The organism is Fretibacterium sp. OH1220_COT-178, assembly GCF_003860125.1.
GTDB lineage: Bacteria > Synergistota > Synergistia > Synergistales > Aminobacteriaceae > CAJPSE01.
In genome coordinates this window covers 64,193-80,933 of record NZ_RQYL01000004.1, presented here as the reverse complement: position 1 = coordinate 80,933, position 16,741 = coordinate 64,193, and the positions used below count along the sequence as shown (strand labels likewise).

The 16,741-nt window shown below is 60.4% G+C and carries 19 protein-coding genes and 1 tRNA gene; 18 read left to right on the top strand and 2 right to left on the bottom strand.

Going from position 1 to position 16,741, the window contains the following annotated elements:
• Positions 1-13: 13 nt before the first annotated feature.
• Positions 14-1,048: a cache domain-containing protein gene (locus tag EII26_RS02715; RefSeq protein ID WP_124887606.1), complete on the bottom strand. Its 1,035-nt coding sequence runs from the start codon at positions 1,046-1,048 to the stop codon at positions 14-16.
• A gap of 192 nt (positions 1,049-1,240) precedes the next feature.
• On the opposite strand from EII26_RS02715, the gene EII26_RS02710 reads away from it, so the two are divergent.
• Positions 1,241-2,539 (top strand): hemolysin family protein, encoded by a 1,299-nt coding sequence (locus EII26_RS02710; protein ID WP_199735026.1) that lies wholly within the window; start codon positions 1,241-1,243, stop codon positions 2,537-2,539.
• A 63-nt stretch (positions 2,540-2,602) separates the two neighbouring features.
• Here EII26_RS02710 and EII26_RS13655 read toward each other — a convergent pair whose 3' ends face one another.
• A complete protein-coding gene (locus EII26_RS13655; protein WP_446718748.1) occupies positions 2,603-2,989 on the bottom strand; it encodes a M23 family metallopeptidase in 387 nt (128 codons plus the stop codon).
• A 706-nt stretch (positions 2,990-3,695) separates the two neighbouring features.
• Here EII26_RS13655 and EII26_RS13050 point away from each other — a divergent pair.
• From EII26_RS13050 to EII26_RS02625, 17 genes are all read left to right on the top strand, one after another.
• On the top strand, positions 3,696-4,049 hold the full coding sequence (locus EII26_RS13050) for a hypothetical protein (RefSeq protein WP_158612114.1): 354 nt from the start codon (positions 3,696-3,698) through the stop codon (positions 4,047-4,049).
• 77 nt (positions 4,050-4,126) lie between these two features.
• Complete coding sequence (locus EII26_RS02700) at positions 4,127-4,309, top strand: ferredoxin (protein ID WP_124887604.1); 183 nt, start codon at positions 4,127-4,129, stop codon at positions 4,307-4,309.
• A gap of 46 nt (positions 4,310-4,355) precedes the next feature.
• A tRNA-Ile gene (locus EII26_RS02695) sits at positions 4,356-4,432 on the top strand.
• 62 nt (positions 4,433-4,494) lie between these two features.
• Positions 4,495-5,265, top strand: a complete 771-nt coding sequence (locus EII26_RS02690) for a Nif3-like dinuclear metal center hexameric protein (RefSeq protein WP_124887603.1) — start codon at positions 4,495-4,497, stop codon at positions 5,263-5,265.
• A 63-nt stretch (positions 5,266-5,328) separates the two neighbouring features.
• Positions 5,329-6,333 carry a tryptophan--tRNA ligase gene (trpS, locus tag EII26_RS02685; protein ID WP_124887602.1) on the top strand — a complete coding sequence of 335 codons (1,005 nt, stop codon included), beginning with the start codon at positions 5,329-5,331 and terminating at the stop codon, positions 6,331-6,333.
• A gap of 15 nt (positions 6,334-6,348) precedes the next feature.
• Positions 6,349-7,143, top strand: a complete 795-nt coding sequence (locus EII26_RS02680) for a segregation and condensation protein A (RefSeq protein WP_124887601.1) — start codon at positions 6,349-6,351, stop codon at positions 7,141-7,143.
• A 31-nt stretch (positions 7,144-7,174) separates the two neighbouring features.
• Positions 7,175-7,774 carry an SMC-Scp complex subunit ScpB gene (gene scpB, locus EII26_RS02675; RefSeq protein WP_342447295.1) on the top strand — a complete coding sequence of 200 codons (600 nt, stop codon included), beginning with the start codon at positions 7,175-7,177 and terminating at the stop codon, positions 7,772-7,774.
• Positions 7,764-8,483: a pseudouridine synthase gene (locus tag EII26_RS02670; protein ID WP_124887599.1), complete on the top strand. Its 720-nt coding sequence runs from the start codon at positions 7,764-7,766 to the stop codon at positions 8,481-8,483. Before scpB ends, EII26_RS02670 begins: the two co-directional genes overlap by 11 nt.
• 24 nt (positions 8,484-8,507) lie before the next feature.
• A complete protein-coding gene (locus tag EII26_RS02665) occupies positions 8,508-9,398 on the top strand; it encodes an HDOD domain-containing protein (protein WP_124887598.1) in 891 nt (296 codons plus the stop codon).
• A gap of 2 nt (positions 9,399-9,400) precedes the next feature.
• Positions 9,401-10,075 carry a (d)CMP kinase gene (cmk, locus tag EII26_RS02660; RefSeq protein WP_124887597.1) on the top strand — a complete coding sequence of 225 codons (675 nt, stop codon included), beginning with the start codon at positions 9,401-9,403 and terminating at the stop codon, positions 10,073-10,075.
• Entirely contained in the window at positions 10,072-10,701 is a 630-nt protein-coding gene (locus EII26_RS02655) for a lysophospholipid acyltransferase family protein (RefSeq protein WP_124887596.1), read from the top strand. The genes cmk and EII26_RS02655 overlap by 4 nt, the downstream gene beginning before the upstream one ends.
• Before the next feature lie 34 nt (positions 10,702-10,735).
• Complete coding sequence (gene hflX / locus EII26_RS02650; RefSeq protein ID WP_233572563.1) at positions 10,736-11,863, top strand: GTPase HflX; 1,128 nt, start codon at positions 10,736-10,738, stop codon at positions 11,861-11,863.
• A 157-nt stretch (positions 11,864-12,020) separates the two neighbouring features.
• Positions 12,021-12,902, top strand: a complete 882-nt coding sequence (locus EII26_RS02645; RefSeq protein WP_124887595.1) for a YicC/YloC family endoribonuclease — start codon at positions 12,021-12,023, stop codon at positions 12,900-12,902.
• Between the two features lie 21 nt (positions 12,903-12,923).
• A complete protein-coding gene (gene gmk / locus EII26_RS02640; protein ID WP_124887594.1) occupies positions 12,924-13,505 on the top strand; it encodes a guanylate kinase in 582 nt (193 codons plus the stop codon).
• Positions 13,502-13,732 (top strand): DNA-directed RNA polymerase subunit omega, encoded by a 231-nt coding sequence (locus tag EII26_RS02635; RefSeq protein ID WP_124887593.1) that lies wholly within the window; start codon positions 13,502-13,504, stop codon positions 13,730-13,732. The genes gmk and EII26_RS02635 overlap by 4 nt, the downstream gene beginning before the upstream one ends.
• A complete protein-coding gene (gene coaBC, locus EII26_RS02630) occupies positions 13,729-14,943 on the top strand; it encodes a bifunctional phosphopantothenoylcysteine decarboxylase/phosphopantothenate--cysteine ligase CoaBC (RefSeq protein ID WP_124887592.1) in 1,215 nt (404 codons plus the stop codon). Before EII26_RS02635 ends, coaBC begins: the two co-directional genes overlap by 4 nt.
• On the top strand, positions 14,944-16,725 hold the full coding sequence (locus tag EII26_RS02625; RefSeq protein ID WP_158612113.1) for a primosomal protein N' family DNA-binding protein: 1,782 nt from the start codon (positions 14,944-14,946) through the stop codon (positions 16,723-16,725).
• Positions 16,726-16,741: the final 16 nt, after the last annotated feature.

The window sequence follows — 16,741 nt, the reverse complement described above, 5'->3', positions numbered from 1 at the left end:
TGCCCTCAAGATTTCATCTGTCGGGGGCGGAGGGGCCGAAACGTCGCCCTTTTAAAGGGACGTCGAACCGAGGAGGTCTTGGGGCATCGGGGGGAACGGCCTCCTCGCTTCCCCTCGACGCCTCGGTTCGTCTCACGGTGTGAAAGCCGCAGCAGGAATAAATGCGAAGGTCGTTCTTCCAGAACCACTTTACGTTCCGAAGATCTTCTGTGGCAGGGGTTCTTATGAGAATTCGCCAGCCCGTCCCCGGCAAGGATTCAAAGAAGAGACGCATCGTTACCGTTCCTTCGGTGTAGCTCAGCGCACCGGCGGGTTCCGACAGCACGGTCGTGACCGTCCTCGCGAAATTCTGAGAAGCGTTCTGACCCACAGGACGCATCAGGGCAGCGGGCCGGGTGCTTGCCAACACGATCCCCTTTTCGTCCAATAGGTCCACCGTCAGAGATTCGGGCAAACCTCGTGCAGTCAAGAGCTTTTGAAGTTCGAATATCTCCATGTCGCATGTCGCAGTTCCCCTCCATCTTCCATCCGCCGTCAGTACGGGGTAGACTGCGGTCATGGTCGGAGTCCCCGTCAGAGGGTGGAGACGAAACGGGAGCCACGCCACTTGATCCGCTTCTTTTTTCTGAGAAAAGGTCTTCATGTCGCCTGATGGCCCCTCGATCGTTGAGGGCTGGCCCTCGTCCCGAAAGGAGTAAACCGCAAGGCCGCTTCCATCCTTGAAGGTGCCTTCCTGAAAATGGAGCCCCAACCCCCTTGCAGGGGCGTAGGCAGCGACGTAGCGTTCCGGCAGGCTCATGCAGGCAGCCCTGTCCCCGGAACGGCAATAGCCCCCCGCCTCCAGGGCAAACTTTTTGAGGAGAACGCTCTTTTGAAGCACGGCCGTCTCCAGGGCCTGACGAATGCTCGCCGTTTCGGAACGCAGTTGTTCGTTCAAAGTTCCAGCGATGTAACCTCGGGCAAATCTGTACCCAGGATAGCCGACCGCGATTGCGACGCAGGCGATCCACAGCACGGTGCGCCCCAGAAGCCGTATTTTGCCAGTCACCTTTACTCCCTCGTCTCCTTTGCGTTTCCTATCTTGAACGCATTATTCTACCTTGTTTTCGAAGAGAGCGCACGGAGGAACTCCCGCAGACTTCGGAAAAGCAGGTGTGGGCCATAGTGGGGTATAATTGAAAAAAGTTCCCAAACGCTCCTGTTTTTGTTTTGGAACGCTTTGAGCGGGAGGAAATCCTCGATGATGGTTTACGGTTCTCTAATTCTCGTCGCCCTAGCGGCGATCAGTGCCTTCTTCTCTCTTTCCGAGATCTCCCTGGCGGCATCCCGCAGGATGAAATTGAATGCGCTCGCGAATGCCGGTGATGCCCGAGCCGCTCGAATCATCGGTTTTCAGGAACAGCCGGGGCTGTTCTTCACCACCGTACAGATCGGATTGAACTCTGTGGCCATTCTGGCGGGAATCGTAGGGGATTCCTTTCTCGCGCCCATGATCCTGAAGAGGCTCCCGGATTTTCTCTCTCCCGGCCTCAGGGGACAGGTTGCCTCGGCGATTCCCTTTGTGGGGGTCACTCTTTTCTTTGTCCTGTTCGCCGATCTTATCCCCAAAAGAATAGCCATGGCGGTCCCCGAGGCCGTAGCTCTGAGGCTGATCGAGGGCATGCGGCGGGTTATCCTTGTCTGCGGGCCCCTGGCAAGGGTATTCAATGCCCTGAGTAACGCGATCTGCAAAGCCTTGAGACTGCCCGAGTCGCGCCGGGACGACATCACATCGGACGACCTCTACGCCATGGTCGAGGCGGGAACGATGGCTGGATTGCTGAGAAAGCAGGAAAAGGACCTGATCGACAACGTCTTCGAACTTGATGTACGCACCGTGACCTCCGCCATGACCGTTCGAGAGAATGTCGTCTATTTCGATCTCCACGAGGAGGAAGCGCATATCAAGGACCGAATTGCCTCGGCACCGCATTCCACCTACATCGTGTGCGACAAGGACATCGATCACATCGTCGGCTGCGTGGACTCCAAAGAACTTTTGGAACGCTTCGTGAAGGGACAAAGCCTTCGGCTGGACTCCGGATTCAACATTCGTCCGCCCCTTATCATCCCCGATACTCTGACCCTGGCCGAGGCCATGGACCAGTTCAAGGGCAGGGGCGAGAATCTGGCCGTCGTGCTCAACGAATATGCTTTGGTCGTCGGGATCATCACGCTCCAGGACATCATGCTGATGCTGATGGGGAACCTGGTGGGCGAGGAGGAGCAGATCATCAAACGAGACGAATCCTCCTGGCTTCTGGAGGGAGCGACCCCGATCGACGACGTGATGCGCGTGTTCGACATCGAGACCTTCCCCGAGTCGGAGAATTACGAGACAATCGGCGGCTTCCTCATGTATATGCTGAGGCGAATCCCTCACCGCACCGATTTTATCGTGTACGGCGGGTACAAGTTCGAGGTCATGGATATCGACAACTACAAAATAGATCAGATCCTGGTGACGCGCCTCGCGCGGCCTGTGGAGGACGCTCAGTGAGGAGTCTGGGATTGTCCGGGAGAACGGGCCGTGGCGGGAAGAGATCGGGCTCAGCCCCTTCAACTAGTGTCTGGGAAGCAGATAGGGAATGGGGTTGACGGGTTTACCGTGAACCCGGACCTCGAAATGGACGTGATTGGTTGTGGCTCGCCCGGTACGTCCAACGGTGCCGATCGTTTCCCCTTGGCGTACCCGCTGGCCCTTTTTGACCTGGTATTTCAGGCAATGTGCGTACAACGTGGAAAGCCCATTGCCGTGATCGATGACCACTACATTTCCATATCCCCTGAAGCCCCGTGACTTGGCGGAGACAACTTGTTTGATCACGCCATCCTTCGCAGCCCGAATGGGTGTCCCCTTGGGCATGGGAATATCGATGCCCGAATGGTGAGCGCGCCTGCCGCGTTTTCCGAATCCCGAGGAGACGGCCCCGTCCACGGGCCAAAGCATCTTTTGGGGTAGGGGCCCGATGCCCTTCGGATGCCTGGGAGAGGTACGAACACCGTCGAGGATCGTCTCTCGCCGGAGGCCGACCGAGGCGGACGGTCGAGGCAAGTCCGCAAGTGCCTGAGGCCGTCTCACCAAGGAGACATGGTCTCCCGATATAACGATCCTCATGGGCCCTTCGGTTTTCCCTTTAGGCTCGAATGGGGGAATGGGTGCTTTCCTCTCCGCATTCAGCCTCTCCTGAGGCGTACCGCCGCGCACAGCCGGGGCGGTAATCTCGACGGCCGACTCCCGTTTTGGAGGAGGGGATGCCTCCGGCTTGACGATAGAGGACGCATCCTTTCTCTCGGAGCGAGGGGGCATTCCCTCCCCGCGCCTGGCATGGAGAGGAACGCCGTGCAGCTTGACGGAGACCAAAGGAGCCGATACGTCCTTTTTTCTCCTCTGTACCGACTGCCAGACCGCCAGAATGTCCCCTTTGGACTTCGGAATGACGAGCACGGTTCCCTCGGTGAGGCTTTCGGCCGTACGGTCGTTGGCCCAAAGGACATCCGCCGAGGTCAAATCATTGAAAAAACAGAGTTCGGAAAGCACCTTGGCGTCCCCATCCCGGTCCTTCGTACACGTGAAGGTCCGACGTTGCGGCTCAGAAAGCGCTTCTGACGAACGCTGCGAGCAGAGGAGGAAGGGGAGGGACAAAAACAGCACGATGATCATCGACTTTAAGTTTTTTTGGAAGGACGACATGGCAAGGCTTCTCCTTAGCGTTACGGGGCAGAATGCCGGGGATCCCGAAAAAGATTCTTTTCCAGCTGCAAACCTGCTGCGACAACAAGCGACAAAAAACATACCCGCCCCAATCTTCCGGGACGGACCTGAATCCCGTCCAGATCCCGTTCTTCTGAAGCGCCCCTGTTTTCTGTTCCCTCTTGATTTCGAAAAGCAGTACCAAGGCTATTATAGCCCAAAAGATTTTTTCCCGAACGAAAAGGGCAGCAAATCTTGTCCAACAGGAATGACTCCAGATTTATTTAGGGGCTTTTGTGTATCCCGCCATCCGTAAATTTGACGACAGGACATCCACATAATACAATAAGCCAGATTTTTGAGCCGACTGAGCTGGAGGTGAGAGAAAAGACGATGAAAATATTCTTGGATCGGTCGGCGTGCATCGGTTGTGGTGTCTGTACTCAGATCAGTCCGGAGTGTTTCGTCCTGGACGAGGGATCGGGTACGGCAAAAGTCCTGAAGGAGGAGACCGAGGACCCTTCCGTCAGAGAAGCGGAGACCGGTTGCCCCGTCGGTTGCATTAGGGTCGAATAAAGGTTAAAATACACACTGTTTTTGTTCGGCTGCGGTCGATTATTCAGGGCCTATAGCTCAAGTGGTTAGAGCCACCGGCTCATAACCGGAAGGTTCCTGGTTCAAGTCCAGGTGGGCCCACCATAGACGTTTTTGCTCCTACTTTGTGGGAGCTTTTTTTATGTCGCGATTTGGAGGGGAACGGCATGAGGGTTCGGGAATTGCTGGAGCGGGTCGGAGAGGTGGCGCCATTCTCCCTGGCGGCGGACTGGGACAACGTCGGGCTGATGATCGGCGACCCCGACCTTGAGGTCCGAAGGCTTGGTGTGGCCCTCGACGCACTTCCCGAAACATTGGACGAAGCTGCGGATCGGGGATGCGAAGCCTTGCTGACTCATCACCCTTTGTTCTTTGCTCCGATCAAAAGCCTGGATCTTTCCCACGGGCCGGGGCGTGTCGTGCGGACCGCCGTGCAGCGTGGGATGGCGGTCCTTGCGGCGCATACCAACTGGGACTCTGCGGAGGGGGGCGTAAGTTGGGAGCTGGCTCGGTTGTTGGGGCTGAAGGGGACCTCCGTTCTCGATCCCCTGAGCGGTCTGGGCGTCTGCGGAACGCTGCCCGAGCCCCTGCCGGCCGCCGAAGTTCTTGCTCGAATCAAGAGAGCCTGGGGTCTGACCTGGATCAATGGCTACCTCCCGAAGTCTTGTAGTATACTGCGAGTGGCGCTTTGCGGGGGGGCGGGGGCGGAATTTTGGACCGCCGCCAGAAGTGTCGGCGCCGATCTCTTCGTCACCGCCGACGTGAAATATCATACCCTGCTGGATGCGGACCGTGGGGGAATGCCCGTCGCGGTGGTCGATCACGCGGAGATGGAGCGGGCGACTTTGGGAGAACTCGCGCGGCGTCTCGCGGAACCGGGAGGGCTGGAGACGGTCCTGATCGAGTCGGGAGGGCTTTCGTCGCCGCTGCGGCTTTAGGGGCATCCTCCGCATCCATCAACTGAGGGGTTTTGAATTGCAGAACGAAGGGGTTGGTCAAAGGTGAAAGGACGGATCGTGAGCGGGATGCGGGCAACAGGCCCGCTGCATTTGGGGCATATGGCCGGCGCACTGAACAACTGGGTACGGCTTCAGAACGAGTACGAGTGCTACTATTTTGTGGCGGACTGGCATGCGCTGACCTCCAACTACGCCGAGTCCGCCAACACCGCTCAGTTCTGTTACGACACCCTGCTGGACTGGCTGGCCGTCGGCCTCGACCCCGAGAGGTGCGCCATTTTCATTCAATCGCACGTCCCGCAGCACGCAGAACTCGGGTGGGCCCTCGCCATGATCACCCCCCTGGGTTGGCTCTACCGCAACCCGACCTATAAAGAGCAGATCGAGAACATCAAGAACAAGGATCTGAGCACCTATGCGTTTCTGGGCTATCCCGTCCTCATGGCGGGCGACATTCTCCTCTACAGGGCGAACCGCGTTCCGGTGGGAGAGGACCAGAGTGCGCACCTGGAACTGAGCCGGGAGATCGCACGGCGCTTCAACCACTTTTTTGGCGAGGGACTCCTCGTCGAGCCTCAGGCTTTGCTGACCGAGACGCCCAAGGTTCCCGGGACCGACGGACGCAAGATGAGCAAGTCGTACGGCAACGCCCTGCATATCTCGGAGTCCCCCGAGTCGATGTGGAACAAGCTGCGCGTCATGATCACCGACCCGGCCCGCATTAAGAAGACGGACCCGGGCGATCCCGACAAGTGCCCGGTTTGGGACCTCCATAAGGTGTTCAACCCCGATATGAGTGAGCGCGAGGAGATCGCGGTAGGCTGCCGCTCCGCGGGGATCGGGTGCGTGGACTGTAAAAAAAGGCTCAATGCTCATATCCAGGCGATGATGGCGCCGATCCACGACCGGCGGTCCCGATACGCAAACGACCGGAAGCTTCTGGACGACATACTGGCCCATGGGGCGGAGCGGGCGCGGGCTGCGGCGCAGGAGACCATGGACAGCCTCTATCCGGCCATGGGACTTCTGCCGGCTTTCTCCCGATAGGGGGCTCCCCGGGATTTGGAAGGCAGTGCGCGGCGAGAGACCTTTGAGGTCTCCATAGAAGGGTTTTCCGGTCCGCTCGATCTGCTCTGTCATCTGGTGGAGAGCCGGCAGATGCAGGCATCCCGCATCAAGGTGGCCCACCTCGTCCGTATTTACGGCGCTTACTTGGCCCGCACGCGCTCCGCCTCGGTCGAAACGATCGCCGAGTTCTTCTTTATGGTGGCGGGGCTCCTGCTGGAGAAGACCCGCTCGCTTCTACCGGACCTCTCCGAGGAGACGAGCCCGGACGACGAGGATTCCGGTCTCGACGAGGAGGCCCTTCTCGAGACCTTGGCGCGCTACCGCCCCTACAGGGAAGCGGCACGATGGCTTTGGGATCGGCGTGAGGCGGAACTGCGCCGATTTCGGCGCATCGTCGAGGACTCCGACGTTCCCGCGGCCGGAGAGCTGGAATACGATATCGGGGACCTCTACATTTTGTCCCGAATCTGGTGGGGACTCTTCGAACGGTATACGCGGACCCACAGACAGGAAAGGTCAAGGCTGTGGGAGGAGGCCGACGCCGTGGATTGGGATGGGGTCCCCGAGGCTCTGCCTGAGGAATCCCAGATTCAGAGCCGAATCGAGGAACTGGAGGAACGGCTGACCCAAGAATCCGTCCTGTCGCTTCGTCTTTTGTGCGGGGCCGCAGGATCCGTCAAATTGCTGGTGGTTACGTTGCTTGCTCTCCTTGAGATGTGTCGTATGGGAAAGATCAGCATAGAGCAGGAGAATCTTTTTTCCGATGTCAAGATCCTTGCAAAAAATTGAAGGGGCGGACGGCCAAGCTTCTCGCCTGTCCGTGCTGGCAGCCCAGATCGAGGCTTTGCTCTTTCTCGCCTCTTCGCCCGTCCCGGAAGGGGAGATGAGGACCGTCCTCGGGGTGTCGGCAGGGGAGGTCTCCTCCGCGTTGTCGGAGCTGTCGGATCACTTGGGCAACTCGCACGGGTTGGTGGTTCGCTCCGTCGCCGGAGGGTGGGTTCTGGAGACCAACCCCCACTTTGCCGAGGTGCTCGCCCTCTTCAGGGATTCCGCCCGAAAGGGCCGCGTAAGGCTGAGCCGGGCCGCGGTCGAGACTCTGGCCGTGATCGCCTACAACCAGCCCGTCACGAGGGCCGAGGTGGAGGAGTTGCGCGGAGTCCGTTCCGAGCGGGTTATCGAAACCCTCTTGAGTCACGGATTGATACGCATCGCCGGGCGCAAGAAGGCCAGCGGATCGCCTCTGCTCTATCGCACGACGCCGCGCTTTCTGGAGATCTTCGGACTCGAGGCTATCGCGGACCTGCCGAGCCTGGAGGAATTGGGAGAGCTCGGGGCCGACCCTCTGGACGATCTCACCGGCTCCGGGGAGGAAAGTTCCTCGGAGCCGGCCGAGTATGGGGAGATGACGGATGCGCCTTAACGCTTTTTTGGCGGCCTGCGGCGTTGCGTCACGGCGCAAGGCCGAGGCCGTGATCCTCGCGGGCCGGGTTCGGGTCAATGGAAAAATTATTCTGGCTCCTTACTTTGCGGTCGACCCGGAGAGGGACGATGTGCGTTGCGACGACCGGAAGCTGGCCCTCTCCGTTCCGGTCTATGTGGCTATGAACAAGCCCGTGGGGGTGGTCTGTGCGGTGACGGACAAATACGATCCCGTAGTGGTGGACCTTCTCCCGGATCGCCTGCGTCGGGAGCGCGTCTATCCCGCGGGCCGGCTCGATCGGGAGAGCGAAGGGCTCTTGATCCTGACGAACGACGGGATGCTCGTTCAGAGCGTCCTTCATCCCTCCAAGAATATCCGTAAGGGCTACGAGGCCCTGCTCAATATCGAGATCAACGAACGGCAGCTGGAGCGATGGCGGGGGGGATTCGAGATCGAGGGGCGCCACATCCGTCCCATAGCCCTCTCCTTGATGGAGAGAGAACCTCGGGGACGGTGGATCGAGATCGTCATCGGCGAGGGGCTCAAGCGAGAGATCCGCACGATGGCCAACCTGGCCGGCTTTTCGGTAAAAACTCTGATACGGCGCAGCATCGGAGCCATGTTTCTGAGAAATCTTCGAGCCGGCGAGTTCATAGAATTGTCTTTTTCCGAACTCTACACTAAAATATTCGAAGGTGGCGCAGTATAGCCCTCACGCAAGGAGGACATGTCCGTGAGTGAAATCGACGAGCGTTCAAGGGAACTGATCAAGACACGCATCATCAACAAAATGAAGGAGATAAAATCCTTCCCTCAGTTTGTGGTGGAGACGCTGCGCAAGCTCAACGACCCTACAAGCAGCGCTTCGGATGTCGCTCAAAGCCTGTCCAGAGACGAGGGTTTGGTTCTGCGGATTCTGAAGCTGGCAAATTCCGCCGCATACGGAATGACGCGCAACATATCGAACATCTCCGAGGCAATATCCCTCCTTGGGTATAAAAACGTCAGCAATATCGTCCTGGCGGCTACGGTCTATTCCGTTATGGACAAGGGGCTTTCCGGGTATGCACTGGATCGAGGGGAGCTGTGGCGCCACTCTCTGACCGTGGCCTACGCATCCCGCTACATCGCGCAGACCACCGGAAAGGTGCCTCCCGAGGAGGCCTATGTCGGCGGGCTCCTCCACGATATCGGAAAGGTCGTCCTGAACGACTACGTACGTTTCGGATACGGAATCATCGTCAAGATGGTGGAGGAGGAACAGTTGCCGTTCACGGAGGCCGAGTTCCGCGTTTTGGGCTTCGACCACGCGATGGTGGGTGCGATTCTGGTGGAGCGGTGGGATCTTCCCGAGGGCTATCAGCATGCCGTCGCCTATCATCACAAGCCAAACGAGCTTCCGGAGGAGCACGCGCAGTATCAGCCGCTTTTGGATGTCGTCAGTGTGGCCAACGCGATGTGCCTTATGTTGGGGATCGGTTTGGGGGCGGATGGTCTCCAGACCTACATGTTCCCCGAGCCGTTGGAGCGGCTGGGGGTCTCCAATTTCGAGTCCCTGATGTCCGATCTCGTGGACTTCGCAGGGAAGGCGGCTCAGGAGATGGCGGACATGCGGGGCCTTTAGGCGTGGCTTGGGTCCTGACGATCGACGGTCCTGCCGGGGCGGGAAAGAGTTCCGTGGCCCGGCGGTTGGCCCGGCGGCTGAATGTTCGTTATCTCGATACGGGGGCAATTTATCGTGCGCTTGCCCTTTCGCTGGATCGGAGGGGCGTTGCCCCCGCGGAAACGGAAGAACTTCGGAGGGCGCTGAGAACGATTTCGGTCGAGTTGAGGGGCGAGAGGGTCCTGGTGAACGGGGAGGATGTAAGTGACGCGATACGGACTCCTCACGTGGACGGAATCGTCTCGGCCTACTCGGCGTTGGGTTGTCTGCGAGAGGCCCTGCTGGACCTACAGAGAGATCAGGAGCGGTACGGTCCCTTGGTTGCGGAGGGGCGCGATGTGGGAAGCGTAGTCTTTCCCGAGGCGCCCCTGAAATTTTTCATGACGGCCTCCCCGGAGGCTCGAGCCCGCCGGCGCTATTTGGAGCTGCAGCGAAGGGGCGAGGCCGTGTCCTTCGAGGATATTCTGTCGCGGATACGCGAGCGGGACCGTATCGACAGCTCTCGGGAGATCGCCCCTCTGCGCTGTCCGGAAGGTGCGGTGCTCGTCGACACCTCCGATATGACGGAGGACGAGGTTCTGGAGCATCTGGAACGACATGTTCGAGACGTCCTCGAAAGGAAAAGGGGTGCGCCATGAGACCCAATCCCTGGTTTTACTGGTTGGTCCGCAACACCTTCCGCATCGCGCTGAGGATATACAATCGTTGCTCCGTCAATTGGATCGAGGAACTCGATCCCGACGACAGGATGATCGTCGCCTGCAATCATGCCAGCAATCTCGATCCTGTCGTTATTGGGGCGTTTTTCCCCAGGCGGCTCCGCTACTTTGCCAAGGAGGAGCTTTTTCGTTCCTGGTTTCTGGGGAGCGCCATCCGGGCACTTGGGGCCGTACCGGTCTCTCGAGCCGATAACGCCTCCGCTGCCGGAGCCCTCAAGGGTTTTATGAAGCTTTATCGCGAGGGCAGCGATGTCCTGATCTTTCCGGAGGGGGGCCGGTCGCTGGATGGGCAGCTTCAGCCCCTGGAAGGGGGAGTTGCCCTGATCGCCATGCGCGAACGGGCCCCGATTCTTCCGACGTACATTCGTGGGAGCTTCGACGCCATGCCGCCGGGCCTTCATTTCATCCGCCCCGCCAAGATCACCGTGACCTTCGGGCGTCCCCTGCGTTTCCCTCCCGAGGTCTACGGGAGCAGGGACGGGAGGACCGTCATCATGGAAGAGCTGACGGCCGCAATGAGGAGCCTTGAGTCGTCGGCGCCCTGAGCGGAGGGAGGGACCCCTGCGCTCAGGAGCGATTTTGGTCGGGCTTTCGCTTCCGGATCGGGAGGATTCCCCCGAGGTGTTGCTGGAGGAGCTCAGGTTGCTTTTGGCTTCCCTGGGCATCGAGTCGGTGGGAAGTGTCATGCAGCGTCGGGACAAGCCCGACCCCGCCTGTCTGATCGGCAGGGGAAAGGCGGAGGATGTGCGTCTCTTTTGTCTTGCGCGCGGGGCCCGTTACGTCGTGGTCGACGAGCGGCTCTCTCCCATCCAGAAGAGCAATCTGGAGAAACTCACGGGCGCTACGGTTTGGGACCGCCCGTTCGTCATCATGAAGATCTTCGAACGGCGAGCGGTTACGGCGGAGGCCCGCTTGCAGGTCGAGTTGGCCCTGACCCGCTACGAGATCCCGCATCTCAAAGGGCTGGGGCTCCAGATGTCGCGGACAGGCGCGGGAATCGGTACCCGGGGCCCGGGAGAGACGGAGTTCGAACGCCACCGACGTCGGCTGGAACGGCGGGTTCGGGAGATCACGAGGAAACTTGAGAACGTCCGGAGGCAGCGCCGGCTCGTTCGGGACCGACGGCGCAAACGGGGGATTCCGACCATCTCCTTGGTTGGATACACGAACAGCGGAAAGTCGACGTTGTTGCGGACGCTTTCCGGGGATGTCTCAATTCTCGCCGAGGACCGGCTTTTCTCGACCCTCGACACGTCGGTGCGGCGTATCGTCCTTCCGGGGGGAGGCGCGGTGTTGTTCTCGGACACCGTGGGATTTATCCGAAACCTGCCGCCCGCCCTCGTGGCCGCTTTCCGGGCCACTCTCGAGGAAGTCCGCGAGGCGGAGCTCCTGTTGATGTTGCTGGATGCCTCCGATCCCGAGGCGATGGCGACCTATGAGGTGATCGTGGATACTTTGACGGATATAGGATGCGAGGCAATACCTCGTATTTTGGTCCTCAACAAGCTGGACGCCGTTTCGCCGGAGGACGCCGAATCCCTTGCCCTGTGGCTGAGGGCCAAGGGCGAGGATGTTGCCGGAGTGAGCGCTCTTCATGGCGAAGGACTGCGGGAGCTCCTGAAGTCCGTGGAGCGGATGCTGGCCTCTCGCAACGAGTGGTTTACCCGTCCGGCCTCGTTCGATGCGCTGACCTTTCCCGAGCGCTGATACGAGGATTTTGAGCTCCCTTCAGGGCGGAGCAGGGAGCGGGCGACACGGAACTCCGGAATATTGGGCCGGCCTTGGCTTGCGCGGAGGCGCAAGACGGGGACGGAATTTTGGTGTTGGGCACTCCGTCCGGGATAGATCGATTGAGGAGGCTGGAATGTTTTTAAGTATGACGGGGTTCGGCCGTGCGACCCGGGAATTTTCCTGGGGGGCCGTGACCTTCGAGTTGACGTCGGTCAACCATCGCTATCAGGATTTTTCGGTACGTCTGCCCCGCGAACTCGCATCCTTGGAGAGCCGCATGCTTTCCTCCCTGCGCTCTCTCGTGAGACGGGGGAAGGTTCGCCTCTCTGCGGAGATAGCCTGGAATCCGGGGGCCAAGAATCCGGTTCTGGACGAGGAGGCGCTTCTGTTCTGTTTCGAGAGGATCGAAGCCCTGTCCAAGGAGCGCGGACTCGAAGCTCCATCCGGCCTGACCGCATTCCTTTCCCTGCCGGGGATCTGTGATACCCCCCGCTTTGCGGAGGGGGCCGATCTAGACCCCGAGGTATGGGACGGCCTGCTGAAGGAGGCCGTACTGTCGCTCATGGAGATGAAGCGCTCCGAGGGATCGAAGCTGCTGGCGGTGGTCGAGGAGGACCTGAGGAACTTCGAAGGGGTGACGGCGCTTCTGGCCGAGCGATGGAAGAGCTCCTCCGCCGAAGCTCTGGAGAACCTCAGGACACGGATCGAAAAGGTGACGGAGCGTTTTGGCCTCGATCTGGACGAGTCCCGTGTTGCCCAGGAGGTCTCCCTTCTGTCCGACCGTTGGGACGTTACGGAGGAGCTGGCCCGATTGGCCGCCCATATCTCCAAATTCAGGCAGACGGCCAACGGCAACATCTCCGAGGGGCGCAAGCTGGACTTTTTGATTCAGGAGATGAACCGAGAGGTCAACACGATGGGCTCCAAGGTCGGCGACGCGGAGTTTCGGTGGGGGGTCGTCGAGGCAAAATCCTGCCTCGAAAGGATCCGCGAGCAGATTCAGAACGTGGAGTGACGGAATGGAAGGTCATGGTCTATGAGACACAGAGGAAGGCTGTTCGTGCTCTCCGGTCCCAGCGGCGTGGGCAAGGGAACGCTTCGGACCCAGGCCCTGAAGGGCATCGAGGGACTGGCCTATTCCGTCTCCTGCACAACGCGCTCTCCTCGTCCCGAGGATCGCGAAGGGGTGGATTACCGCTTCGTCTCCGAGGACGAGTTTACGCGGATGGCGGAACAGGGGCTGTTTCTGGAACACGCTCGGGTGCATGGGGGGCCCCGTTACGGAACGCTCCGGGAGGATGTCGAGCGTGAGCTGGATGCCGGGCACGACGTTCTCTTGGAGATCGATGTGCAGGGTGCGCTTCAGGTCCGTTCCCTCGTTCCCGATTCCGTAATGATCTTTGTCCTTCCCCCCTCCGAGGCGGAGTTGGAGCGGCGGCTCCGGGGACGGCACACGGAGACGGAGTCGGAGCTTCGCTCCCGTCTGGAGAGCGCCAAACGAGAGCTGCAGCAGGCCGAGAAATACGATCATGTGTTGATGAACGACGATCTGGACCGGGCCTCCGAGGGCCTCAGGAGGATCATTTTGAGTTACAGGGAAGGCGGGTTACGGAAATGAAGTTTTACGATCTCGACGCGCTCGAGAACAAGTGCAACACCGACAACAAATACGAAATTACGGCCCTGATCGCGGCCAGAGCCCGCTGGCTCAGCGAGCACAAAACGGTTGAGAACGGGCTTCCTGCCAACGAGAAATACCTCTCCATGGCCTTACTGGAGGTGGAGAAGGGAGAGTTTCCCGCGAACAGGTGCAGCTCTCCGGAGGCCGTCCCGGAAGAGGCATGATCGGCTGGAAGCGGGCCCGGCGCATCCTGCTCTGCGTGACGGGCGGCATCGCGGCCTATAAGATTCCGGACTTGGTCAGCCGGCTCCGCAAGTTGGAGTGCGAGGTGGAGATTCTCATGACTCGTGCGGCGGAGCGGCTGGTCAGTCCTCTTGTGCTCTCGACCCTCTCGGGGCGACGGGTCTGGCTTCAGGAGGATTTTCTCTCCTGTGAGCGAGGGCACGAGATCCCCCACATCCGATTGACGGACTGGGCGGAGGTCATCGTCGTCGCGCCCTGTACGGCCAATACGGCATCGGATCTGGCCCAAGGGAAGGGAGAGAGCCTGGTGGCTGCGGCGTTGCTCGCCGCGAAGGTTCCCGTGCTTCTCTTTCCGGCGATGAACGTCCACATGTTCGAGCATCCCGCGACGCGGCATAACCTGAGCGTTCTCGCGGAGCGAGGGGTTCGGATCGTGGATCCCGAGTTCGGCAGCCTGGCCTGCGGCTACGAGGGCAAGGGACGTCTGCCCGAGATGGGGCTGATCCTGGAGGAGGTGTTCCGGGCCCTGTCTCCCGCTCGGAATCTGAATGCGGTCCGTCTCCTGGTTACGGCCGGGCCGACCCGGGAATATCTGGATCCGGTGCGCTACATCTCCAATCCCAGTACCGGCAAGATGGGGCTTGCCATGGCTCGAACAGCCTGGTATCGGGGCGCCGAGGTGAGGGTGATTCTGGGGCCGGTCGAGGCTCCGGGAGTTCTGCACGGCTTGGACGTACGCCGTGTGGTGTCGGCCGAGGAGATGTACGGGGCGGTGTTGGAGGACCTGGATTGGGCAACGTGCGTCGTCAAAGCCGCTGCGGTGGGGGACTACCGCGCCAAGGATCGGGCCGGGCATAAGGTGAAGAGGGAGGGGAGGGAGACCCTCTCCATTGAGCTCGTACAGAACCCGGACATAGCGGCGGAGGTGGGGCGGCGCAAAAGACCCGACCAAACGCTGATCGGTTTTGCCGCCGAGACCGACGATCTCCTGAAGAACGCCCGTGCGAAGATGGAGCGGAAGGGCTTGGATCTGATCCTGGCCAACGATGTCTCGGCTGCCGGCTGTGGATTCGGCACGGATACCAATACGGTGCGCGTGCTCTCCCGAGATGCCGAGACCATATTTTCGGGGAGTAAGGAGGAGGTCGCGGACTCCGTCTGGGAGCTTCTCTCGGAGCGGGGCATGATCTAGGTGCCCCATCTCGTCGATGTCGTCGTCCCAGGACCATGGTGGACTTCGCTGACCTATGGCGCGGATCGTCCCTTGACCGTTGGGGCTCGGGTTCGGGTCCCCCTGGGGAGAGGCGTTCGCGTGGGCTTTGTTTTGGGGCCAGCCGGCCAGAGCGAGCTTCCCCGGAACTTGCGCTCTGTTGCCGAAGTCCTTGACGAGAAAAACGTTCTGGGGGATGATCTATGGGATTTGGCCCTCTGGATGGGGCGGACCTTTCTGTGTGGAACGGGTCTGGCCCTTCAGGCCCTCTGTCCCCCCCCCCTTCTGAAGGGGGAACTTCTTGTCGTCCGGAATCCCCTGTCGTCCTCCGCAAAGGGTTTTCGGGAGTCGTCCTGCTTCATCCCCTGGGACGGGAGGCGAGCGGACCGCTACATCCAGACGATGGAGCGGGGAGAGCGCACCTTGGTCCTCTTTCCCGAGAGGGGAATGGCGCGGACTTTTTTTGCCGGGCTTCCTTCCCATCTTCAATCGAAGGCGCTTCTATGGCCCTCCACAGGGGGGAAAAAGCTCTGGGATGCTTGGAGGACGGTTCGAGAGGGCGCGACACCGATCGTCGTCGGAGGGCCGGGGGCTGTTTTCGCCCCTCTCCGTCCCGACGTTATCATCGTGGACGACGAGGCAAACCCCGGCTATATCGCTCAGCGGCCGCCGCGCATCTCGGCCCGGAGCTTGGCGGGGCGGCGGGCAGGATGGCTGGGAGCGGAGCTGGTGCTCGGTGGACGGATGCCCTCCTCCAAGACCTTTTCCAGGACGTCCCCCGAATGTATGGAGTTGCCCGACCGCCGGCATCTCGTGTTCGTAGACATGCAGCGCTCTCTGAAGGCGGATGTCCGCGGGATCGATGGTGCGCTGCCCCTGACCCTGTCGCTCCTGGGCCGAACCCGATCGACCCTTGAGGAAGGTCGTAACGTCCTTTGGATTCTGGATCGGCGGGGGGAGGCAGCAGAGGTCTTCTGCTCGGACTGCGGGACCCCCGTGCGTTGTTCCCGATGCGGGGGGACCGTGCGCGTCGAAGGCAAAAGCAAGGGGCTGCGCTGTATTCGATGCGGCCTCAGGACGTCCCTCGAGCGTTCCTGTTCTGTCTGTCGCGGTTCTCTTTGGACCGGGCGGAGGCCCGGGCTCGAAGCCCTCGCCACTATGGCCGGCCGCTTTATCCGTGGTCATCCGATCATCCTCGGTGAGGAAGGACATCATAGAGGGCAAAAAGCCGTTCCATCTCTGATTTTAGGGACGCGCGGCGCTTTGACGCTCTGCGATTCTCTGGACGTCGGTTTGGCGGCTTGGCTGGATTTGGACGCCGAACTCCGAAAGGCCGAATACGGTGCCCGATTTCATGCCTACAGCATGGTCTGGGAGTCCTATTGGAGGGGACGCTCCCCCTCCGAGGAGAGGGCACGCATCGTGTTGGTTCAGGGCCGGCGTTTGGGCGGCAGTACTTGGCGGGACACCTTGATGCGGGGGTGGGGTTGTTTCTGGCGTGAGGAGCTGAGCAATCGCAAAGCCCTCGAATTGCCCCCCTTCGGCTTCCTGGTGCAGATCGAAACGCCTCGGGGCGAGGATCGAGCGGCACTCGTCCGATCCTTGGAGGATGCGCGTTTTTTCGTCATGGATCCTGGTGAGGCGGACCTGCCTCTTTGGGTGAGCACCAGATCCGTGGAGTCCCTTGGAAGTTTTCTGGCGCCCCGATTTGGAATCGAACGTTCCCGTTCCGGTTTTCCCGTCGTGACCGTTTGGGCAGAGTGAACCTTCTGTCAACCCG